The following is a 24,212-nucleotide window of genomic DNA, read 5'->3' as shown; positions in this document are numbered from 1 at the left end:
CTGTTCCTATGCTGGGTTGAAGCAATTAAAAAATATAATTGTTTGATAAATATACCAAACGATTACCCTAAAAAATAAAATAACAGAGTAGCTACTATAAAGTAAATACTCTGTTTATTCTGTCATATAATTTAATCAAGTAAACTAGACTAAAGCACTATTTAGTCTAGTTAATTGTTACTAAACAGCGCGATTTAGTAACATTGATTTAATATGACCAATAGCTTTAGTTGGGTTTAGCCCTTTTGGACAAACATCAACACAGTTCATAATGCCATGACAGCGAAATACGCTGTAAGCATCTTGTAAGCCATCTAAACGTTCTTCTGTTGCGGTATCACGACTATCAATTAAGAAGCGATACGCATGTAATAAACCAGCTGGGCCAATGAACTTATCTGGATTCCACCAAAAAGATGGACAAGATGTTGAACAACAAGCACATAAAATACACTCATAAAGACCATCTAATTTTTCACGATCTTCAATAGATTGTATATTTTCACGAGCTGCAGGTTGAGCATCGTTGATCAAGTATGGCTTAATTTTTTCATATTGTTGATAAAATTGTGTCATATCAATAATCAAGTCACGTACTACCGGTAAACCAGGTAAAGGACGTAAAACAATTTTACTCGCCTTTAATTCTGATAAAGGTGTAATACATGCTAAACCATTTTTACCATTCATATTTAAGCCGTCTGAGCCACAAACACCTTCACGACATGAACGACGGAACGATAACGTAGAGTCTTGTTCTTTAAGAAGAATAAGCGCATCAAGTACCATAAGATCAGAGCCATCTGGCACTTCTAACTCGTAGTCTTTCATGTAAGGCGCATTATCAACGTCTGGGTTATAACGGTAAATTGAAAATACCTGTTTCATTGCAATGCTCCTTAGTATACGCGGGCTTTCGGTGGGAAAGCTTCACGGTGAATGGGTTTCATATTAACATCACGTTTTGTCATCTCTTCTGTATTAGGAGAGTAGATTGAGTGACATAGCCAATTATCATCATCACGTTCAGTAAAGTCTTGACGTGCATGTGCACCTCGAGATTCTGTACGGAAGTTTGCCGCTTTTGCTGAACAAAAAGCAGTTTCCATTAAGTTGTCTAGTTCTAAACACTCAATGCGTTGAGTATTAAACTCTGATGATTTATCGTCTAAACGTGCATTTTGTAAACGTTCACGAATTTCCGTTAGCTCTTTCATGCCTTGCGCCATGGCTTCGCCTTCACGGAATACTGAGAAGTTAAGTTGCATACATTGTTGTAAATCTTTACGAATTTGAACAGGGTCTTCACCTGACGTAGAAGATTCCCAACGCTGTGTACGTGCTAAAGCAGCTTCTAAGTCAGATTCTGAGGCATCAACACCTGACTGTGTTTCATTAAGGTATTGACCTAAGAAATTACCTGCTGCACGACCAAATACCACTAAATCAAGTAACGAGTTACCGCCTAAACGGTTAGCACCATGTACTGATACACAAGCGATTTCACCAACAGCAAATAAGCCATCAACAATAGTTTCTGTGCCGTCTGCTGCAATATTAATTGCTTGACCATTAACATTACAAGGTACACCACCCATTTGGTAGTGACAGGTTGGAATAACAGGAATTGGCTCTTGAACTGGATCAACGTGAGCAAATGTTCTTGATAAATCACAAACACCTGGTAAACGTTTTTCTAAGGTTTCTTTACCTAAGTGATCTAACTTAAGCTTGATATGTGGACCCCAAGGACCGTCACAGCCGCGACCTTCACGAATTTCAGTCATCATTGAACGAGCAACAACATCACGACCCGCTAAATCTTTAGCATTTGGCGCATAACGCTCCATGAAGCGTTCACCATCTTTATTCAGAAGGTAACCACCTTCACCACGACAACCTTCGGTAACTAATACACCAGCACCAGCAATACCTGTTGGGTGGAACTGCCACATTTCCATGTCTTGCATTTGAATGCCAGCACGTAGTGACATACCAACACCGTCACCGGTGTTAATATGAGCATTAGTCGTTGATGCGAAAATACGACCAGCACCGCCAGTAGCTAATACCGTTGCGCGCGCTTTAAAATAAACAATTTCACCTGTTTCAATACAAATAGCCGTTGCACCAACAACCGCACCATCACTATTTTTAACTAGGTCTAAAGCATACCATTCGCTGTATACGTTAGTTTTGTTTTTTACGTTTTGTTGATATAAACAATGGAGTAACGCGTGACCTGTACGGTCGGCTGCAGCGGCAGTACGCGCGGCTTGTTCACCACCAAAGTTTTTAGATTGTCCACCGAAAGGACGTTGATAAATTTTGCCCTCTTCGGTACGAGAGAATGGTAAACCCATTTTCTCTAATTCAATAATAGACTCAGGGCCCGTCTTACACATATATTCAATAGCGTCTTGATCACCGATATAATCGCTGCCTTTAACGGTATCGTACATGTGTTGTTCCCAATGATCTTCATGAGCATTACCTAATGCAACGGTAATACCACCCTGTGCAGATACTGTATGAGAACGAGTTGGAAATACTTTAGAAATCAAGGCACACGATTTACCTGATTCTGAAATTGCTAATGCAGCACGCATACCCGCGCCACCTGCGCCAATAACAATGGCGTCAAATTCTCTAATTGGAACGCTCACTTATACACCCCACACAATTAATAAGCCAAATACTAAGTAGGCTAATAAAGTCGCTGAAAATACAAATTGTAATGCTGCACGTAAAAATGCAGATTTCACGTAATCAGATAACACTTGCCATACCCCAATGCGGGCGTGCGTAAGTAGTGCTAATAACGCAAAAATTGTTGCTACTTTTACAATGGTACAAGCAAAAAAGCTCTGCCATACATCAAAAGTAACACTCGGTGTTACAACAAAAAATCCAGCTAATAATAAGGTATATAGTGCAAGAATGATGGCACTAGCTCTTAGCAGAATAAAATCATGTACGCCGTTTCGGCCTACAGATGCGACGACGTTTACCATAACCAAACTCCTATTACTGCTGATACTACTAACCAAAGAAAGATCACTAACTTCGCGGTAGCATTGCCAGAACTTAACTCTTCAAATTTACCTAAATCCATAAACAAGTGACGAACACCCGCTAATAAGTGGTAAGTTAAAGCAGAAAGACAGCCAAAAATAATAAACTTAAAGAAGATGCCATCAAGGTAACCTTGAATTTGTGCAAATCCTTCAGCAGAGGAAAGAGAGATTGATAAGGTCCACAATAGGATACCGATAGCAAACACCATTATCATACCGGAAATACGGTGAAGAATAGAGGCCTTTGCCGCTGGGTGCATCTTTATTGTAGTTAGATCTATGTTTACAGGACGTTGTTTTTTCACAATTATTGCCTAAAGAGCCCGAAAGCCTTCAACTTTTATTATTGTTACTCATGAATTATCTTTGTTAATTAGGCTAATAACAATCAAAACAAACAAAAATAATTCCCGAAGTGAACGGTAACTACCCATTATTGACTTTATACGCAGTGCACCAATTCGCACACAAGTCTAACCAACTTTATAGTTCTATTCTAGTTAGACTTTGTATTAAGTTTTAAATATAGACAAAGAAAATACAATCGCTTATCTATTTTTGAAATAGCTACAGAACGTAGAGATTATATAGTCGATAACGGTTAATTACAATTTTCCTTATGACTAAAATTAAATGCTGTTTTTTTAACCTAAAGATCGAACTGTGTTAAACTTTAGTATAATTACTCTTACATTCCAAATACATTTCAGGGTAGAATGTCGGCAGTTTAAAAACCCAAGAAACATCCAAAGCTAGCTATACTATTCTCTATCCTATACTTGGGAGTGTAGGAATATCTGACTTATAGCTAGTAAATGAATTACAAATTATAATTAATAGGGGAAGAACATTATGGCTGACTCAAAAGCCTCTCTGAGTATTGATGGCAAAGAAATTGGAGAATTTCCAATTTTAAAAGGTACTGCTGGTACTGACGTAATTGATATTAGAACTTTAGGTAGTAATGGCTATTTCACCTATGATCCGGGCTTTTTAGCTACGGCATCTTGTGAATCAGCAATCACCTTTATTGATGGCGGCAAAGGTATTCTTCAGCATCGCGGTTATCCAATTGATACCCTTGCTAAACAAGCTGACTACCTTGAAGTTTGTTACATCTTATTAAACGGTCAAGCACCAACTCAAGCTGAATACGACGAATTTAAAACCACAATCACTACACATACTATGGTTCATGAAAAGCTTGTGCATTTCTTCCATGGCTTCTTACCAGATGCGCATCCAATGGCGATGGTTTGTGGTGTTGTTGGTGCTATGTCATCTTTTTATCACAGTGACTTAGATATTACCGACCCTGCACAACGCAAACGTAGTGCACATCGTTTAATTGCTAAAATGCCAACTATTTCAGCGATGGCTTATAAATATAGTGTTGGTCAACCTTTCGTTTATCCGCGTAATGACTTAAGTTATGCAGAAAACTTTTTACACATGATGTTCTCTGTACCAGCAGAAGAGTATGTAGTAAGCCCTACTATTGCCAATGCAATGGATAGAATATTTACATTACATGCTGATCATGAACAAAATGCTTCAACGTCAACAGTACGTTTAGCTGGCTCTTCAGGTGCTAACCCTTATGCATGTATTGCAGCCGGTGTTGCCTCATTATGGGGTCCAGCACACGGTGGTGCTAACGAAGCTTGTTTAACCATGCTTGAAAAGATCGGTAGCTTAGACCGTGTTGATGAATTTGTTGCCAAAGCAAAAGATAAGAACGACCCGTTCCGTTTAATGGGCTTTGGTCATCGTGTTTATAAAAACTTTGATCCTCGCGCAACGGTTATGCGTGAAACGTGTCATGAAGTACTAAAAGAGTTGGGTATTAAAGATCCACTACTTGATGTTGCTATGGCATTAGAGAAAGTAGCGCTTGAAGACCCATACTTCATTGAGAAAAAACTTTACCCTAATGTAGATTTCTACTCAGGTATTATCTTAAAAGCTATTGGCATCCCAACAAGCATGTTCACTGTAATTTTTGCTATGTCTCGTACCGTTGGTTGGATTGCTCACTGGGATGAAATGTTATCTCAGCCTGGTCAAAAAATTGGTCGTCCTCGTCAAAAATATACTGGCGACATTAATCGTGAATTTGTTCCTATTAGCGAAAGATAATAGCGAATTAGTCTTTGAAAAAGCAGCGTAAGCTGCTTTTTTTATGGTTGTTATTTAATAAATATAAGCAATAATCGCGAGTTTGCATAACCAACATAGATAGCCATTATTCAACAATAAAATATTAACTGTCACATTCATTCATAAAATAATCCCTAAAATAATATTTGTTACTTTTTTCACATAAACAATGGCTCTTAAATTTAATTTATATCTCTGTTGTTAATCGTTATAATGGCGAAAATTTACGGTGCAATACCGTGTTATTCATTATTATCAACTCAAGTTATTCAAAAATATGTCTGATTACTCTTTAAGATTTGGTGGCATTGCCCGCCTTTATGGTGAACAAGGTGCCCGTATTATCGAGCAAGCTCACTGCTGCGTTATTGGTATTGGTGGTGTAGGCTCATGGGTTGCTGAATCATTAGCGCGTAATGGTATTGGTCAAATCACCCTTATCGATCTTGATGATGTGTGTATTTCAAATATTAATCGGCAACTGCATGCATTAAACAACACCATTGGGCACAGTAAAGTTGAAGTAATGGCTGAGCGTATTCGACAAATTAATCCAGATTGTCAGGTGAATATTATTGAAGATTTTGTCACTGAAGATAATTTAAGTGAATTAATGTCTAACGCCTTTGACTATGTCATCGATGCTATTGACTCCGTTAATATTAAAACTCGTTTAATTGCTTATTGTAAGCGCTATAAAAAGCCTATTATTACCATTGGTGGCGCTGGCGGCCAGATAGACCCAAGTAAAATTTCAGTAACCGATTTAAGTAAAACTTATCAAGACCCATTACTCGCTAAAGTTAAAAATCAATTACGCCGTGAGTTTAACTTTCCCCGAAGTGATGCTAAACGAACAAAGTTTGCCATTGATGCGGTATTTTCAACAGAGCAGCTTCGTTATCCAAGCTCGGCTCCTGAAAGTAATGGTGAAGTTTGTTTGACAAAACCCGATAAAAACGCTGAAGCTAGCTCAATGCGATTAGATTGTCGCACTGGCTTTGGGGCAACCAGTCATGTTACCGCCACTTTTGCATTTTTTGCGGTTGCACGTGTTATTGATAAATTATTGATTAAGAAAGGTTAACGTTAAAGGCGTTATCGCTTTATCAAAAGCGCTAATGCTCTATTACGTTATTCTGTTAATTGTTTAATTTTAGCTACAATCGCTAATAAGCCATTACCTCGAGAAGGACTTAGGTGATGTAGTAAACCAAGTTCATCGAATATATTATTAATATTTACCTGTTGTATTTCTGCCGTTGTTTTATTATTAAATATTGCTAATACTATCATTAATAAGCCACGAATAACTTTTGCGTCACTATCCGCAAAAAAATGAAAATGCCCTTGCCTATCTTGCTCTACCGTTAACCAAGCTAAACTTTCACAACCAGCAATTAGACTTTGCTCATTACGTTGCGAGCTTGGTAAGCGCGGTAATTTTTTGCCCAACAACATAATTTCACGATGCAAACTATCCCAACCTTTCGACTTTGAGAATTTTTTTAGGATATTATCAATACTTTCAAGACCATTTTCCTTAAGCTCTGTTTCTTTAGTTTTTATCTCTGTATTGATTTCAATATGCGCATCAGTTTGTGTAGTCACAATCTCCTTTAAACAACGAATAAAATAGTCTATTTCTGCTAAGGTATTGTATGGTGCTAATGATACGCGCAAACAGCCATTAATCGCTAACAGCTCCATTAATGGCATTGCACAATGATGACCAGAGCGCAGCGCTATATTATAACTGTCAAGCGCACTGGCAATATCATGGTTATGATGATCTTTAATTGAAAATGCAATTAGCGCAATATCAGGCTGACCTTGTACGATAAACTCAACTTGCGATATTTGAGCAAGCGCTTGATAACAATAGCTTGCTAATTGCTGCTCATAACTATGAATATCGTTAGTAAACGCTGTTTGCATGAGAGTAATCGCAGCTTTAAAAGCAATAATGCCTGAAATATTAGGTGTGCCGGCTTCAAACTTGAACGGTAAATCATTAAAAATGGTTGGTTTATTAAAGCTCACCGATTTGATCATTTCCCCGCCACCTTGGTAAGGCGACATACTTTCAAGTAGTGCCTTACGGCCATAGAGTACGCCAACCCCTGTTGGTCCGTACATTTTATGTGCTGAAAAAACATAGAAATCACAACCAAGTGCTTGAACATTAACCGGCAAATGTGCAATTGCTTGCGCCCCGTCAATTAAGCTAATGGCATTAACTGCTCGAGCTCTAGCAATAATTTTCTCTATTGGATTTATCCGCCCTAAAACATTAGAGATATGTGCGCATGCAACTATTTTAGTTTTCGTGGTAATAATACTCTCAAGGTTGGTAATGTTAATAATACCTTGCTCGTTAATCGGCAGAACTTTAATGACAGCACCCGTTTGCTCTGCAAGTATTTGCCAAGGCACAATATTGGCATGGTGCTCACTTGCCGATAGCACTATTTCATCACCTGGTTTAAGTAAATTACGCCCTAAGCTTTGTGCAACTAAATTAATACTTTCACTAGCACCTTTCGTCCAAATAATTTCTTCAAGGTACTTAGCTTTGATAAATTGCTGCACAGCCAGTCTCGTTTGCTCAAAATCAAAGGTTGCTTTAGCGCTCAACTGGTGAGACGCCCTATGTACGTTAGCATTATTATTGAGGTAATAGTGCTGTTGAGCAGTAATCACTTGCTGCGATTTTTGTGTAGTTGCTGCATTATCGAAATAAATAATGTCGCTTGCGCTAGTAGTATGTTCACGCTGGTTCAATAGAGGAAATTGTTGACGAAAACGTAACGGAAAAAACGGCGACATAACTCTGATAACTCATATAACATTACAATAAATAGAGCGCTATTATAACGTAATTTATTATTGATGCTTGTCTTTGTTTTTATTCTTAAAGTTACTTTGAGCCAATAAAATAACCACAATCACTGTAACTAATTAGCGCAATTACACATAAATTGCGCTATAACTAGTACAGTGTTTTTATAAGGCAGTTTTTATGTTTATACTCTCTTGGTATCGTAAAATTCACACTAGCACCGTTAATAGACTCTTAGATAGAAAGCTCACACAAAGAAAAAAATTATTAATCAAACAGCGTAAAAAAGCACTTGAAGAAATACAGTATATAGGGCGCTTTAGTTACTGGCCAACGGCCAAGATAACAACAAAAGCACCGGTGACTAATTTGCTAGACAGAAAGCGTATGAATAAAATTGCAATGCCACCCAGGCCAGTCACTTTACGTTATCATGCAAGTAGAGAAACAGAGCCAAGCAAACTTAGGCTATGATCGGCAACACTCAGCCTAATGAGTTATTACCATAATTTCGCTTGTTCTAACCAATATAGTGCTTGTTCTTCTTCTCCTTGCTGATATAAGGCTAAGGCGATATTGTAATGAAAGCTAGGCATTAAAAATTTTTCTGGTGCTAAGTTTAGTTGCTGTAAATATAAAAGTGATAGTTGTTCGACAGAGTATTCTAAATGAGTACTTTGAGCTGTTGCTTTAAAGGCAGAAAAATTATTAGCTTTAGCTAATTTGGATTTTTTACAACTTTGTGCCGCAAAAACTCCAACCTCGTGTCGATGAGATTTGGGCGTTCCTAAAAGCCAGTTATCACTATTATGATCACGTTGATGCAAGATAGGTGTCGACGGTTTGATCGCATTTGACCACGGTAGTTCCTGCAATATTTGACGACGAATATCCGCTTGCCTGCCTTGGTAGTTACGCGCTAATACGCTTAAGTTATGTGAAAATTTTGATGCTTGCGTTTGTTGGCAAGTTGAATGATTTGTAGACAACGGGTACTCGTCAATAAAGCCAAGCAAATGACTTAGCTCATGAGTAAAAACGTCAACACTATCATGGCGATCAAAATATAAGATTCCAAAATGCACATTTGCCCCACCTTCATTACTCATATAGCCAATATGTCGGGTAGTAATTGTCGCCGCAAGTTCTCGCCAAGTGCTTTCATCACACAAAAGTGCAGATTTTTTATTATTGTGGCATGAAAGGCTTTGGCGAGCTACATATCGTGGTGGTGGTAAACATACAAAGCTTGCTAAAGGTGTTGATATAAATTGTTCTATTAATGCATCAAGATGTTTAAGGTTTGCTAAACTACTAGCAAATAGCTGTAGGCTAGTTGTACATGAGGTATTTGGTGGCTGCAACAAACTGCGTGCCATAGTAGGAGTAGCAACAGAAGTAAACAAGTTAGCAACCTTTTCACTAACATGTGAGCCAACATTTAAAGTCTTATATCGCTGTATGTCGGCAAGGAGTTTACGCCCCTCTGGCGTTAGTAACAATAATGGAATTTTTTGTACGATAAGCGATTCAACAAGCTTAATATTACCCGTTTCAAGTGCTAAATCGATGGAAACTAAAAGCGAGCCTAACTCAATATCAAGTCCTGCACTTGAGTTTACTTGGGATAATTGCGAACGTGCTAAATTTAAACGCCCTTGCTGTTGATATAAACGCGCAAATGAGACTTTGGCAATTTCAGATCCCAGCCTTATAGCTTGTTGGTACCACTTTTTTGCTTCTTGTAAGTATTTAGAAGATAAACGCTGTTCAGCGATCACATTTAAATATTGATTATCATACCAAGTAGCAAGTTCATAAGCTGTTTGAGCTTGTTGGTGTGCCAGTGCCATTTTAAAAAATAGCCATTGGGAGCTGCCTTCTCTATGCTTGTTAATTTCAAGCGCTAAGGCCGCAGTATTGTTTCGTTGTAGAGCAAAATTAAACTGCTTATGATTGGCCTCCCCTTGCATGATTTTTTTTGTTAAATAAGGCGATAAAAAAAATGAGCTTGATGATATTAACATCATCAAGCTCATTGTTATTAGACAGAAAAACACCGCTTTTTGTTTGGCCATATGTTAAAGCTTTGCTGCCTCGTCAATTTCAGTAATTTGCTCTTGTGCTGCAAGTGTACGCATTAAGTCTAATTCTAATTTAGCATACCTGTGCTCTACAAACTCATACACATTAGTGCTTAACGATAACTTAAAAAAGTTGGCTGCTGCATTAGAAAAACCACGCATTTGATTGTATTTTCCTAAATAAAAATAAGCTTCACACAATCGATCGGTTAATTGCTTTGATGAGGTAACATTGCGAGTTAAATTGCTGATAAAGGTCTGTTGTGATATATCACCTAAATATAGATAAATCACTTGCTTTGCCCAAGTGCGCTCATCAACTAACTCAGCTCTTCGTTCTAAGGCTGATTTTGCAGCAATATCATCTACTTCATATTCAGTTAAATAAAGCCAAAGAAGGCGATACGGATCATCTTTTTGCTGATGATGAAATGCTTTAAAATCGGCAGCAGCTAATTCAGGACGCGCTCCATAATAAAGCGCAATACCGCGATTAAGATAAGCATATTCATGTTCAGGATCTAGCTCTAAAGCCGAGTCGAACTGTTCATAAGCCTGAGAAAACTCTTGTACTTGTGTTAGATGAATTCCTAGAAAGTTATAAGCATCCACTAAATCTGGTTTAAGCTGTAGCGCATGAGAGAAATCTATACGTGCTAAAGAGCGTAAACCAACACTGTCATACAATACACCGCGGTCATAAAAAAGCTCAGCGCGTTGCTCGTCACTTATTTTTACGCGTTCGAGTACTTCTGATAATCGTGCTATCGCGATTTCACTTTTATAACTAATAGGTAATGGCTCCGCAATCACTAATTGATTCATCATTACTGAACTAGAGTTATCATCATGGCTAAGCACAGTGCAGCCTTGTGTTAACAAACAAGCACTGATCAGTAATGGTAATATTGCGTTTTTAATAGAAGAATGCACAAAAATGCCTTAAAAATAAATAAGTAATAACCTGATTATTATAAACAAAAAAGGAGCCAAAAGGCTCCTTTTAAAACATTATTATAAATAATAATTAACGATAGCAATTATTCAGCGGCTGGAGCTTCTTCAGTCGCTGGCTTTTCCATTGCTTCTTTGATACTTAAACGAACACGGCCTTGACGGTCAACTTCTAGTACCTTAACTTTCACTTCTTGACCTTCTGATAATACATCAGCAACGTTATTTACACGTTCGTCAGAAATTTGTGAAATATGTACTAAACCGTCTTTACCAGGAAGAACGTTAACAAAAGCACCAAAATCAACGATACGCACAACTTTACCTGTGTAAAGCGTACCTACTTCAATTTCAGCCGTTAATGATTTAATACGGTCGATCGCATCTTGTGCTTGCTCGCCTGATGTTGCCGCAATTTTAACGGTACCATCATCATCAATTTCAATTGTTGTACCCGTCTCTTCAGTAAGTTGACGAATAGTTGCGCCACCTTTACCGATAATGTCACGGATTTTATCTTGGCTTACTTTGATCGTATGAATACGTGGTGCAAACTCAGAGATTTCTTCTCTGTGGCCCGCAATAGCATCATCCATTACAGATAAAATGTGAGTACGTGCAGCTTTTGCTTGGTTTAAAGCAATTTGCATGATTTCTTGTGTGATACCTTCAATCTTGATATCCATTTGTAACGCAGTAATACCGCCGGTAGTACCTGCAACTTTAAAGTCCATGTCACCTAAGTGATCTTCATCACCTAAAATGTCAGAAAGAACAACAAAGTTTTCGCCTTCTTTAACTAGACCCATCGCAATACCTGCAACAGAGGCTTTAATAGGAACACCAGCATCCATAAGTGCTAATGACGTACCACAAACAGAAGCCATTGACGATGAACCGTTAGACTCAGTAATTTCAGATACAACACGTACAGCGTACGGGAATTCTTCAATAGTAGGCATAACAGCTAACATACCGCGTTTTGCTAAACGGCCGTGGCCGATTTCGCGACGTTTAGGGCTACCAACAAAGCCAGTTTCACCAACACAGTATGGAGGGAAGTTATAATGAAGCATAAATGCATCAGTTTTCTCACCCATAATTGTATCAAGACGTTGTGCATCACGTTGTGTGCCTAACGTTGCTGTTACTAATGCTTGCGTTTCACCACGTGTAAATACAGCAGAGCCGTGAGTACGAGGTAAAACACCTGTCATTACATCTAATGCACGAATTGATTCAGGATCACGACCATCGATACGAGGGCTACCTTGTGTGATACGACCACGTACAACAGTTTTTTCTAAATCGTGGAATAAATCTTTTGCTTCTTGCACGTTAAGTTCAGCGTCTTCTGCTAATAACGCTTCAACCACTGAATTACGGATTTCAGCTACTTTTTCGTAACGAACTGCTTTTTCTGTAATTTGGTAAGCTTCGTTTACTTGTGCTTCTGAAAGCTCAGCAATTTTTGCAACTAGCTCAGCATTTTTAACGGGTGCAGACCACTCCCATACCGGTGTGTTAACTTCTGCTTTAAATTCGTTAATGGCAGAAACAGCAACTTGCATTTGCTCGTGGCCATAAACAACAGCGCCAAGCATTACTTCTTCAGATAATACATCAGCTTCTGACTCAACCATTAATACCGCTGAATCTGTACCAGAAACAACTAAGTCTAATTGACTTGTTGGTAGTTCAGACTGTAATGGATTAAGAAGGTATTGACCATCAACATAACCAACACGTGCAGCACCAACAGGACCATTAAATGGTGCACCTGAGATAGCTAACGCAGCTGAAGTACCAATTAATGAAATAATATCTGGTGAAATTTCAGGGTTTACTGAAACAACGGTGATAATCACTTGAACTTCGTTGGTGAAACCTTCTGGGAATAATGGACGAATTGGACGGTCAATTAAACGTGCAATTAATGTTTCTTCTTCTGAAGGACGACCTTCACGTTTGAAGAAACTACCAGGGATTTTACCCGCAGCATAGCTACGTTCTTGGTAGTTAACCGTAAGTGGGAAAAAGTCTTGACCAGCAACGGCTTCTTTCTTAGCAACAACTGATACTAATACAGAGGTATCGTCCATGCTTGCCATAACAGCCGCACTTGCTTGACGTGCAATAGCACCGGTTTCTAACGTTACGGTATGCTTACCGAACTGAAATTTTTTAGTAATTGGATTTAACATCTAATTAATTTTCCTTAAATTTATATTTTACCAATCTGTACAATTATTTATTCACTTAGATGTGCAAGACATTAAGTCGAACAAAAAATTATACAGTTTGGATTGGTTAGTAGTATGAAAAGATTATGCTAAATAGTGCACTATCTCTATTGAGTTAACATGAACTGACTAGAACAAATAGTTAGCTAAAAAATTTTCATGGTCATTATACTAACTAAGCTGATGAATGCTAGCGCCAAAACGTTATTAATACGTATTTAAAAGACTCAATATGTGATTAAATCAATACAGAGTAATCTTTTTGTGTGTTTTTATAGCATTACAAACAAAAAAAGGAGCCTAAGGCTCCTTTTTTAAAGTTCAAATCGTTATTAACGACGTAAACCTAATTTAGCGATTAAAGCAGTGTAACGATCAACGTTTTTGCCTTTTAAGTAATCTAATAATTTACGACGTTGAGCAACCATACGTAATAAACCACGACGTGAATGGTGATCATGGATGTGCTCTTTAAAGTGACCTTGTAAGTGGTTGATTTGTGTAGATAACAAAGCAACTTGTACTTCTGGTGAACCTGTATCGCCTTCTGCTTGTGCGTATTCAGCAACGATAGCAGCTTTTTGTGTAGCATTTAAAGACATAATTTATCCTTAGTGTGTAAACTCAGCATGCTGAGTTATTTAATACCATCAAGCCAAACACTAATTCAGCCCAATGAAAGAGCGCGTATTCTAGCAGCCATTAAGTAAAAAGCAACATAAATATCGGTTAACCTCAGCTAAGGTGCAATAATTAATTACAAACAACTACTTTCACCATAAAGATGTTGAAAATACACGCATAACCGAGTGTGAAATGAGGTTAAATCACTACAATTCTTTTCGGCGCAACTAAACCATCATCATCGATAACACCAACGCCAATAAATTCAGCACTATCATCTTGCTCATTGTCACCAATATAAACCTGTACGCTTCCCTCGCTTGGTGCATTATAAGCTTGTACAGGGTTACCATGACGAAGAAAGTTAGCTGACATATCATCAACATAAACGGCTGGCATACCTTCAACAGCACTTTGCATCGGCAAGAGTAATGGGTCAAGTAGCACAGATGGTGAAATTTCATCGGCTTGCGCTTTGGCTAATAAGGCTTCAAGGTCCGCCAAGGTTACCATTTTATCAATTGGGTAGCTTCCTACTGCTGAGCGACGTAAGTCAGCAACATGAGCCCCACAGCCTAATAGTTCACCTAAATCATCAATAATAGTGCGAATATAGGTCCCTTTAGAAACATGAATATCTAAGTCGACTTCATCACCTTCAAAGCGTAAAAGTTCTAAATTAAATACTGTAATATCTCGAGCTTCACGCGGTACTTCAATACCTTCTCTTGCATATTTATATAAAGGCTGTCCTTGATATTTTAATGCTGAGTACATTGAAGGAACTTGCTTGGTAGTACCACGAAAGCTATCTAAGGCGCTATTAAGTTGCTCCTTTGAAACACTCACAGGTTTCTCGCTAACCACTTCACCGTCGGCATCACTGGTTGTGGTACGAACCCCTAACTTTGCGGTAACTTGATAAGTTTTATCGGTATCGAGTAAATATTGAGAAAATTTAGTACCTTCGCCTAAACAAATAGGTAACATACCGGTAGCAAGTGGATCTAATGCGCCTGTATGTCCTGCTTTTTGTGCAAAATAGAGTCTTTTAACCGCTTGTAGTGCATGGTTAGATGACATTTCATACGGTTTATCTAAGAGTAATACGCCATTAATAGCGCGGCCTTTTCTACGTTTTGCCATGCCTTATTTGTCCTGCTCACTTTCAGTAATATCATCTTCATTATCACTATTTTTATCACTTGCAACCGCTTGATCAACTAGAGCGCTCATACGAACACCTTCAGCCATTGATTGATCATAAACAAAGCGTAAGTGCGGCATAATGCGTGCACGTAATCTTTTAGCAAGTAAAGAGCGGATATAGCCTTCGGCTTCGGTTAATACTTCTATCGATGCTTTTATTTCTTCTGGGCTATCTTGAATAAAAGTAACAAAAATTTTTGCATAAGCTAAGTCGCGCGTTACTTCAACCGCTGAAACCGTTGTCATGCTTAAACGGGGATCTTTAATTTCACGCATTAAGATCACCGCAATTTCTTTTTGGATTTGTTGACCTACTCGGTCTGTACGGGCATATTCTCTAGCCATCGTATACTCCTAATAATATGGCAATAAATTTCGTTGATACAAATTTTATAGCCAAAAATGGAGGCTAAGCCCCCATTTAAAAATATTTCTTATAATTTAAAGATAAAGTCATGACTTATTAAATCAGTAAAATCATGACCCTTACTCAAAATTATAATGTACGTTGTACTTCAACTGTTTCGAATACTTCAATTTGATCGCCAACGCGAACATCATTGTAGTTCTTAACACCGATACCACACTCAGTACCGTTACGTACTTCTTGAACGTCGTCTTTAAAGCGACGAAGTGATTCAAGTTCACCTTCGTAAATAACTACGTTTTCACGTAAAACACGAATTGGCGCACTACGTTTGATTGTACCTTCAGTAACCATACAACCAGCAATAGCACCAATTTTAGGTGATTTAAATACGTCACGTACTTGAGCAAGACCAATAATCTCTTGTTTAAACTCTGGCGCTAACATACCGCTCATTGCCGCTTTAACTTCGTCAATTAAGGCGTAAATTACACTGTAGTAACGTAAATCAATATTTTCTGAGTCAATCACTTTACGCGCAGCTACATCAGCACGAACGTTAAAACCAACAACAATCGCATTAGACGCTGCTGCTAACGTTGCGTCAGTTTCAGTAATACCACCAACACCAGAGCCAATGATTTTCACTTTAACTTCATCAGTTGAAAGTTTCAGTAATGAATCAGTAATCGCTTCAAGTGAGCCTTGAACGTCCGATTTAAGAACAACATTTACTTCAGATACTTCACCTTCAGCCATGTTAGCAAACATGTTTTCAAGTTTAGACTTCTGTTGACGAGCAAGTTTAACATCACGGAATTTACCTTGACGATAAAGCGCAACTTCACGTGCTTTTTTCTCATCTTTTACAACAGTTGCTTCATCACCTGATTGTGGAACACCACTTAAACCAAGGATTTCTACTGGAATTGAAGGGCCTGCTGATTGAATCTGTTTACCATTTTCATCACGCATAGCACGAACACGACCGTATTCTAAACCACAAAGTACAATGTCACCTTGGTTTAAAGTACCTTCTTGAACAAGTACCGTTGCAACAGGGCCACGACCTTTGTCTAACTTAGACTCAACAACAACACCGCTTGCCATTTTATCAACAACAGCCGTTAACTCTAAAACTTCTGATTGTAATAATATTGAATCGAGTAACTCGTCAATACCTAAACCAGTTTTTGCTGATACGTGACAGAATTGAACGTCTCCGCCCCACTCTTCAGATAAAACGTCATGTTGTGATAATTCACTCTTAACACGATCTGGGTCAGCAGACTCTTTATCCATTTTGTTAACAGCAATGATAATTGGCGCATCAGAAGCTTTAGCATGTTGAATTGCTTCAATGGTTTGTGGCATAACACCATCATCGGCTGCAACAACGATAATAACGATATCGGTAGCTTTAGCACCACGTGAACGCATTGCAGTAAACGCCGCGTGACCTGGAGTATCTAAGAAAGTGATCATACCATGACCCGTTTCTACGTGATAAGCACCGATGTGTTGGGTAATACCGCCCGCTTCACCTGAAGCAACTTTTGCTTCACGAATGTGGTCAAGTAATGATGTTTTACCGTGGTCAACGTGACCCATAATAGTTACTACTGGTGCACGTGTTACCGCTTCACCCGCTGGACCTGCATTACCACGATCAGCTAATACTGCTTCTTCTAGCGCATTTTCTTTCACTAAAACAACATCAAAGCCCATTTCTTCAGCAACAAGTGCCGCTGTTTCTTGGTCAATAACTTGGTTAATGGTTGCCATTGCACCCATTTTAAACATAGCTTTAACAACTTCAGCGCCTTTTTTAGCCATTTTATTAGCTAATTCAGCAACTGAAATAGTTTCACCAATGCGAATGTCTTGCACTTTCGTTTCAACCGGTTTGGTAAAGCCGTGTTTTAAACTTTGTGGCGCTGATAAGGTTTGCTTACGTCCCTTAGCATTACGACCAAAGTTAGCACTTTTATCGTTGCCACTTTTTTTCTTGCGACGACGACCAGCGCCTTCATCTGCAGCATCAACTTTATCTTCAGCTTCTTGTGCATATTTAGATGAAGTTAAATGTACGACTTCTTTTTCTTTCGCTTTACGTTCGGCTTCTTGCTCTTTCCAGCGAGCTTCATTTTCTTCCGCTAATTTTTTCGCGGCTTCTGCTGCTGCTTTTGCTTCGGCTTCTGCTTTGGCGGCTAATTCTTTTTCTTGAATTAAACGAAGTTTTTTCGCTTCTTCGCTTTCTTCAACTTTAATTGGTGCTTTTTCGATAACTTTTGCCTTCTCTACTGCTGCTTGTTTAGCTTTCGCTGCTGCTTCTGCTTTTGCTGCGGCTTTACGCTCTGCTTCTGCTTCTGCTTTTGCCGCTGCGGCTGCTCGTGCATTTTCAGCTTCTTTTGCTGCTGCTTCTGCTTTTGCTTGCGCTAATGCTTCGGCCTCTGCTTTAGCTTTCGCTTCAGCTGCCGCCGCTTCTTCGGCTAGCTTTTGCTCTTCAACATCGCTACGTTTAACATAAGTGCGTTTTTTACGTACTTCTACATTAACCGATTTTGCTTTGCTGCCGTGACCCATAGTCAACGTAGACTTGGTTTTACGGTTAAGCGTTAATTTATTGGGTTTAGACTCAGAGTCATCACCATGTTGTTTTTTCAAGTGACCTAATAAGGCCTCTTTTTCATCTTGCGATATAGAGTCGGTAGCCGATTTATTCACGCCAGAGTCAGCTAACTGACTTACTAAACGTTCCACCGGTGTGCCGATCTCGTTGGCAAGTTCTGCTACAGTTATTTCTGCCATATATATAATTCTCCGGTGTTATTATTCTTCGTTAAACCAACAAATATTACGCGCTGCCATAATTAGCTCACCCGCTTTGGCTTCATCTAATTCTTCAATATCGCTTATTTCATCAACACCTTGCTCAGCTAAGTCTTCTAGCGTACGAACACCACGACTTGCTAAAACATAAGCTAAATGACGGTCTAAACCTTCAAGGTTTAATAAGTCATCAGCTGGCTCTGCACCTTCTAATGTTTCTTCACTTGCTAACGCTTGTGTTGTTAACGCTTCTTTAGCACGTTCACGTAGCTCTTCGATGACTTCTTCAGTCAAGCCGTCAATTTCTAGCATTTCAGCCGTTGGAACATAAGCGATTTCTTCTAGTGAAGTAAAACCTTCTTCCGCTAATAATGTTGCGAAGTCTTCATCAAGATCTAGTTTCTCAATGAATAAGTTTAATACTTTATCATTTTCTGCTTGGTGCTTCTCTTTCATGTCAGCAACCGTCATTACGTTTAGTTCCCAACCCGTTAATTGGCTTGCTAAACGAATGTTTTGACCGCTACGGCCAATGGCCATCGCTAAGTTGCCTTCTTCAACAGCAATATCCATCGTGCCTTTGTCTTCATCAACAATAATTGAAGCAACTTCAGCTGGAGCCATTGCGTTAATCACGTATTGTGCAACATTATCATCATATAACACGATATCTACACGTTCACCGCCTAACTCACTTGATACGGCCTGTACACGTGAACCTCGCATACCAACACAAGCACCCACAGGGTCAATGCGTTTGTCATTGCTTTTCACTGCAATTTTAGCGCGTGAACCAGGATCGCGAGCTGCGCCTTTAATCTCAAGCATTTCTTCGCCAATTTCAGGTACTTCAACGCGGAAAAGTTCAACTAACATTTCTGGTTTAGTACGGCTGACAAATAATTGTGCGCCACGTGCTTCTGGTTTAATTTCATATAATAAGCCACGAACACGATCGCCTGGACGAAAAGTTTCGCGTGGTAACATATCATCGCGGTAAATAATTGCTTCGGCATTATTACCTAAGTCAATAATAACACTATCACGGCTTGCTTTTTTAACAACACCAGTAACAATTTCACCTAATTGATCTTGATATGCATCAACAATTAATCCGCGCTCTGCTTCACGAATTTTTTGTACGATAACTTGTTTTGCAGTTTGTGTTGTTACACGGTCAAATTTAACTGATTCAATTTGCTCTTCCATATAATCACCTGGATTTAACTCAGGGTTATCATATTGAGCAGCAGCTAAACTAATTTCGGCATATGGGTTTTCCATTGCTTCAACAGTATCATCAACAACTAACCAACGACGGAAAGTGTCGAATTCACCGCTAATACGGTCAATTGAAACACGTACCACAATATCGCCTTCATATTTTTTCTTGGTGGCTGTCTCTAAAGCAGTTTCCATCGCTTCAAAGATACTTTCTCGAGGGAGTGCCTTTTCATTTGAAACAGCATCAACAACCAGTAATATTTCCTTACTCATGCTACTTAGCCTTTAATTATTTTAAAATTTAGCGACAAGGTTTGCTTTGTCTACGTTACTGATAACAATTTCATAATCTATGCTATCAACTTCTATTATTAAGGTATCATTTTCAATGGCCACTAATGGGCCTTTAAACTTACGACGGCCATTTAATGGCATCGATAATTTAACATTGACAGTTTCACCGATTACCGCTTCAAAATGTGCTTTTTCGAATAGCGGTTTATCTACACCTGGTGAAGAAACTTCAAGATTGTATTCACTACTAATAGGGTCTTCTACATCGAGAATAGCGCTAACTTGACGACTAACTTCTGCACAATCATCTACATCAATGCCATTTTCGTGGTCAATAAACAAACGTAAAATGGAATTATTACCCGCACTGATAAATTCAACGCCTAATAAAGACTTACCTGTTTCTTCAACCGCGGGTCTTAACATGTCAGTAAGTTTTTGTTCAAATTTAGCCAATCGTTTTCTCCTATTATTTTTATATTTTCATTTAAACTATTAATAAATATAAAAATTTAGATATAAAAAAAGGGCATATAGCCCAGCGTATTTTTGCTGTAATTTGTTTAAATAGTATAAAATACAAACTAAATAAACAAAAAAACCCCAATTCGGGGCTTATTTCACTGTCAGCCCTAAAGTTACTAATTATAAAAATTATTAACTCTGGTTATTAATTGAGATATAAGCAAAACTATAACTATTACCTGTAACAAGTACTTTGTAATAACTACCCAGTGATGTTTTGCTAAAATTAATTTGGCATGATTATATATCTAAGCATATAGAAGTGCAAGCAGCTTAAGTTATATCGAGGAAGGTATTTAACCTGAAATGAAGGTTAAATTATGAAAAGCAATATTCATAAATTAATATCTATTTTACAATATGTTAGTATAGTTACTATAATGTGTATAAATTGCGTACTATTCAACTGTTTTATCGCGTATGTAGTTCTATGAGCAACCCTATTATTTATCATGGGGGATTCTAGGTAAGCGATAGTTAAGTTATGCAAGTATAAATTTTGATAGTGTTTAAATGGAGCATTCAATTTCATCATGCATAAATTTTCTAGGTTACTAATTAATAACATCTTTTTAGCATTGGTTTTTCTCGGTACTGTTGCAGTTATCGCGTTTTACTTTTTGCCAACTTTTGTTAGTATTGACGATAAACAACAAGAACGTGTCATTCAAAATATTTCTCATGTGATGAGCCTTCAATTAAATGAAGAACAGCCTATTTCTATAGATTTTGCAAATGAACTTGGAAATTTATTAAGACAAACAACTCCCTTTTTATCCTTAAAGATTAAACATAAAAATACTGAACTTTTTTCATATAGTGATCCAAATAGCATAAAGAAAGCTACTATCTACATACCAAAAGAAAAAAATTTAACGCTATTATTACAAAAACAAAGAGTTATTATTACTTATCAAATCAATAACCAAGAACAACTTACCTTATTAATAAATATTGCTATCGCTTTAACACTATTAACAGTTTCATTTGTTTTAATTAGTACTTGGCGCCAATATGTTATTCAAACCAAATTATTTAACATTATCAGCGACCAAATCAAGCATGACTTATCAACCTTAAATACTAATGATGCACTAACCACCGACACGAAAAATAATATTTTACTAAAAATACCAGCATTGCAGAAAGGCATCGCTGAAATAAAGTCATTAATGACCGCACAGTTACAAAACCATTCAATGTTAGAGACCAAAGCAAATCAAGATAGTTTAACGGGTTTGGATAATCGCAATATGTTTGTGCAATTCTATGAAGAGCAAGTGGTAAAAGAAAGCCCTGTTAAGTTTGGTGTATTACTTATTACCCGTTGTTCTGAATTACAAACAATTAACCAAGTACAAGGTTATAACGCAGGCGATGATTATATTAGCAAAGTAGCTAAAATCATGAAAAATGCCCTTGTTTCTCACCCATTAGGTAAGCTCTTTAGATTAAACAGCTCTGACTTTGCCACTATTCTACCTAATGAACAGCTTAAAGCAGCAGAAGAATACGCAACACTGCTCACAACCAAGTTTAATGAATACCAACAAATTAGCGATCTTGAATCTGTCGCTTTTACTGGCTTAGTGTTTTTTGATAAAAGTAAACCATTAGGCGAGCTCTTAGCGCTAGCAGATACGGGTGTTAGCGTTGCGCAAACACACCAAACAAACGCATGGTTCTCTCAAAAAGATTCGGGAATATTCACTAACGATAACACTAATCATGGCAATCAAAATTGGCGTCAGGAAATTGATAGTGTCATTGAAGGACAACGCATACGACTATTATTACAGCCAATACAACCTAGTGGTCGTAATAGTAAAGTCTATGGTGAAGTGTTAGCTCGTTTTCTTAATATACATGATGACATGTTACCCACCGCTTCTTTTATCGCTATGGCCGAAAAACTTGATAAAATCATTGCCGTTGATAAATTAATTATTGATACCGTAATATCAGAAATTATTGATAAAAACATGTTAGATCAGAGTTTTGGTATAAATATTAGCGCTCGTAGTATAAATGATGAGCATTTTATGATTTGGTTAGAGCGTAAATTATTACGTGAGCCACTGGCAGCTCCGCGTTTAGTGTTTGAAATAACGGAAGTGGGGTTACAGCAAAATATAAAAAATAGTAAACGTTTTGTCGATATGTTACACCGTGTTGGTTCTCGGGTAACTGTTGAGCGCTTTGGGTTAGGCATGACCTCATTTAAATTTTTTAGAGATTTAACCCCCGATTACATCAAAATGGATAGCTCTTATACCCATGATATTGACGATGATAAAAACAACCAATACTTTTTACGTTTAATGGTTGATTTAGCACATCGCTTAGGTATTAATGTTTTAGCTGAAAGTGTTGAGAGTCAAGAAGAAAAGCACACTTTAGAAAAACTATTTATTGATGGTTGCCAAGGTTTCTATGTTGGAAAACCAACGCCGTTAGAATAAATAATCATCAAAAAATAATAGGTTAAAATGTATTATTTATTTTAACCTATTTATCACAACAACATTACCTATAAAAAATATGAAAAGCCTTTACTTAGTGTGTTGTTAAATCAGTCATAACAAAGGATAATGTCGCCCATATTATTCACCAACTTAATGACCTTTGAAGTAAATGACTGATTATCTACTACTACTTGTTGGTACTGTACTTGTTAATAACTTTGTCTTGGTACAGTTTCTCGGCCTTTGTCCATTTATGGGTGTATCTTCACGCACCGAAACAGCTATCGGCATGTCATTTGCAACTATGTTCGTGATGACCATCGCCTCTTTATTAAGCTACTTGGTGACTGCCTATTTATTAATTCCGCTGAACTTAGAATACTTAACAACCATTAGTTTTATTTTAGTGATTGCCGTTGTCGTACAATTTACAGAAATGGTAGTACATAAAACCAGCGCAAACTTATACCGTTTATTAGGTATATTTTTACCCTTAATAACCACTAACTGTGCCGTATTAGGGGTTGCACTACTTAACCTAAGGTTACAACATAGCTTTTTTGAGTCTATTGTTTATGGTTTTGGCGCCGCAGCAGGCTTTTCTTTAGTTTTAGTTATGTTTTCAGCAATGCGTGAAAAATTAGCGAATGCCGATGTTCCTTCTCCTTTTAAAGGCGCGGCTATTGCAATGATTACTGCTGGTTTAATGTCACTCGCCTTTATGGGCTTTTCTGGTTTGGTAAAAATTTAACATGAGTATTCTTATCGCCATTGCTGTTGTTGGCGTTATAGCAGCATTATTCGGTGCACTTCTTGGTTTTGCCTCCATTCGTTTTAAAGTAGAAGCGGATCCTATTGTTGATCAACTCGACGCACTTTTACCACAAACACAATGTGGACAATGTGGTTACCCTGGTTGTAAACCCTATGCACAAGCAGTAGCTGACGGTGAAGCCATTAATAAGTGTGCTCCGGGTGGTGAAGATACCATTAAAAAAATTGCCGATTTAATGGGGGTTGAAGTACAACCGCTTGATGAAAGTCATGAGCAAGATAACCGCCCTAAAGTTGCCTTCATTATTGAAGAAGACTGTATTGGTTGTACTAAATGTATTCAAGCCTGCCCTGTTGATGCCATTATTGGCGCAGCCAAACAAATGCATACCATTATTATTGATGAGTGTACGGGTTGTGACTTATGTGTTGCTCCCTGCCCCGTAGATTGTATAGAAATGCGTGTTATCCCTGAGACGACGCAAAATTGGCAATGGGATATCAATAGTATCCCCGTCAAACAAATAGATTAGGAGAT

General features: G+C 37.9%; 20 protein-coding genes. 6 read left to right on the top strand and 14 right to left on the bottom strand.

Annotated elements, in window-relative coordinates; translation table 11 throughout:
- Positions 1-180: 180 nt before the first annotated feature.
- The 4 genes from KO495_RS03755 to sdhC are packed head-to-tail and all read right to left on the bottom strand — an operon-like array spanning position 181 to position 3,382.
- Positions 181-888: a succinate dehydrogenase iron-sulfur subunit gene (locus KO495_RS03755; protein WP_215979058.1), complete on the bottom strand. Its 708-nt coding sequence runs from the start codon at positions 886-888 to the stop codon at positions 181-183.
- An 11-nt stretch (positions 889-899) separates the two neighbouring features.
- Positions 900-2,666: a succinate dehydrogenase flavoprotein subunit gene (gene sdhA, locus KO495_RS03750; protein WP_215979057.1), complete on the bottom strand. Its 1,767-nt coding sequence runs from the start codon at positions 2,664-2,666 to the stop codon at positions 900-902.
- A complete protein-coding gene (gene sdhD / locus KO495_RS03745; RefSeq protein WP_215979056.1) occupies positions 2,667-3,014 on the bottom strand; it encodes a succinate dehydrogenase, hydrophobic membrane anchor protein in 348 nt (115 codons plus the stop codon).
- Positions 3,008-3,382, bottom strand: coding sequence for a succinate dehydrogenase, cytochrome b556 subunit (sdhC, locus tag KO495_RS03740; protein WP_215979055.1), 375 nt, complete (start codon positions 3,380-3,382; stop codon positions 3,008-3,010). Before sdhC ends, sdhD begins: the two co-directional genes overlap by 7 nt.
- A gap of 547 nt (positions 3,383-3,929) precedes the next feature.
- Here sdhC and KO495_RS03735 point away from each other — a divergent pair.
- Both KO495_RS03735 and tcdA read left to right on the top strand, forming a co-directional pair.
- Positions 3,930-5,216 (top strand): citrate synthase, encoded by a 1,287-nt coding sequence (locus KO495_RS03735; protein WP_215979054.1) that lies wholly within the window; start codon positions 3,930-3,932, stop codon positions 5,214-5,216.
- A 298-nt stretch (positions 5,217-5,514) separates the two neighbouring features.
- Positions 5,515-6,324: a tRNA cyclic N6-threonylcarbamoyladenosine(37) synthase TcdA gene (tcdA, locus tag KO495_RS03730; RefSeq protein WP_215979053.1), complete on the top strand. Its 810-nt coding sequence runs from the start codon at positions 5,515-5,517 to the stop codon at positions 6,322-6,324.
- Positions 6,325-6,371: 47 nt separating this feature from the next.
- Here the strand turns inward: tcdA and KO495_RS03725 are convergent, their stop codons facing one another.
- Positions 6,372-8,066 carry a SufS family cysteine desulfurase gene (locus KO495_RS03725; RefSeq protein WP_215979052.1) on the bottom strand — a complete coding sequence of 565 codons (1,695 nt, stop codon included), beginning with the start codon at positions 8,064-8,066 and terminating at the stop codon, positions 6,372-6,374.
- A gap of 193 nt (positions 8,067-8,259) precedes the next feature.
- Between KO495_RS03725 and KO495_RS03720 the strand changes: the two genes are divergently transcribed.
- Positions 8,260-8,553, top strand: coding sequence for a hypothetical protein (locus tag KO495_RS03720; RefSeq protein ID WP_215979051.1), 294 nt, complete (start codon positions 8,260-8,262; stop codon positions 8,551-8,553).
- Positions 8,554-8,579: 26 nt separating this feature from the next.
- Here the strand turns inward: KO495_RS03720 and KO495_RS03715 are convergent, their stop codons facing one another.
- The 9 genes from KO495_RS03715 to rimP all read right to left on the bottom strand — a co-directional run bounded on the left by KO495_RS03715 (position 8,580) and on the right by rimP (position 20,366).
- Positions 8,580-10,109, bottom strand: a complete 1,530-nt coding sequence (locus KO495_RS03715; protein WP_215979050.1) for a hypothetical protein — start codon at positions 10,107-10,109, stop codon at positions 8,580-8,582.
- Positions 10,110-10,160: 51 nt separating this feature from the next.
- On the bottom strand, positions 10,161-11,096 hold the full coding sequence (gene nlpI / locus KO495_RS03710; protein WP_215979049.1) for a lipoprotein NlpI: 936 nt from the start codon (positions 11,094-11,096) through the stop codon (positions 10,161-10,163).
- Between the two features lie 107 nt (positions 11,097-11,203).
- A complete protein-coding gene (gene pnp, locus KO495_RS03705; RefSeq protein WP_215979048.1) occupies positions 11,204-13,321 on the bottom strand; it encodes a polyribonucleotide nucleotidyltransferase in 2,118 nt (705 codons plus the stop codon).
- A gap of 371 nt (positions 13,322-13,692) precedes the next feature.
- On the bottom strand, positions 13,693-13,962 hold the full coding sequence (gene rpsO / locus KO495_RS03700; protein WP_215979047.1) for a 30S ribosomal protein S15: 270 nt from the start codon (positions 13,960-13,962) through the stop codon (positions 13,693-13,695).
- Positions 13,963-14,182: 220 nt separating this feature from the next.
- Complete coding sequence (gene truB / locus KO495_RS03695; protein WP_215979046.1) at positions 14,183-15,130, bottom strand: tRNA pseudouridine(55) synthase TruB; 948 nt, start codon at positions 15,128-15,130, stop codon at positions 14,183-14,185.
- A gap of 3 nt (positions 15,131-15,133) precedes the next feature.
- Positions 15,134-15,538 (bottom strand): 30S ribosome-binding factor RbfA, encoded by a 405-nt coding sequence (gene rbfA, locus KO495_RS03690; protein WP_215979045.1) that lies wholly within the window; start codon positions 15,536-15,538, stop codon positions 15,134-15,136.
- Between the two features lie 151 nt (positions 15,539-15,689).
- Complete coding sequence (gene infB / locus KO495_RS03685) at positions 15,690-18,371, bottom strand: translation initiation factor IF-2 (protein ID WP_215979044.1); 2,682 nt, start codon at positions 18,369-18,371, stop codon at positions 15,690-15,692.
- 21 nt (positions 18,372-18,392) lie between these two features.
- The gene (gene nusA / locus KO495_RS03680; protein WP_215979043.1) at positions 18,393-19,889 is read right to left on the bottom strand and encodes a transcription termination factor NusA; all 1,497 of its coding nucleotides are present in this window, start codon (positions 19,887-19,889) and stop codon (positions 18,393-18,395) included.
- A gap of 21 nt (positions 19,890-19,910) precedes the next feature.
- Positions 19,911-20,366, bottom strand: a complete 456-nt coding sequence (gene rimP / locus KO495_RS03675; RefSeq protein WP_215979042.1) for a ribosome maturation factor RimP — start codon at positions 20,364-20,366, stop codon at positions 19,911-19,913.
- A 602-nt stretch (positions 20,367-20,968) separates the two neighbouring features.
- Between rimP and KO495_RS03670 the strand changes: the two genes are divergently transcribed.
- The 3 genes from KO495_RS03670 to rsxB all read left to right on the top strand — a co-directional run bounded on the left by KO495_RS03670 (position 20,969) and on the right by rsxB (position 24,207).
- Positions 20,969-22,897, top strand: a complete 1,929-nt coding sequence (locus KO495_RS03670; protein ID WP_215979041.1) for a GGDEF domain-containing protein — start codon at positions 20,969-20,971, stop codon at positions 22,895-22,897.
- Positions 22,898-23,069: 172 nt separating this feature from the next.
- On the top strand, positions 23,070-23,651 hold the full coding sequence (gene rsxA, locus KO495_RS03665) for an electron transport complex subunit RsxA (protein ID WP_215979040.1): 582 nt from the start codon (positions 23,070-23,072) through the stop codon (positions 23,649-23,651).
- 1 nt (position 23,652) lies between these two features.
- Entirely contained in the window at positions 23,653-24,207 is a 555-nt protein-coding gene (rsxB, locus tag KO495_RS03660) for an electron transport complex subunit RsxB (protein WP_215979039.1), read from the top strand.
- Positions 24,208-24,212 lie beyond the last annotated feature (5 nt).

Source organism: Colwellia sp. D2M02, assembly GCF_018860755.1.
GTDB classification, from domain to species: domain Bacteria; phylum Pseudomonadota; class Gammaproteobacteria; order Enterobacterales; family Alteromonadaceae; genus Colwellia; species Colwellia asteriadis.
The sequence above is the reverse complement of the archived record's forward strand: the minus strand, read 5'-3'. Positions and strand labels throughout refer to the sequence as shown.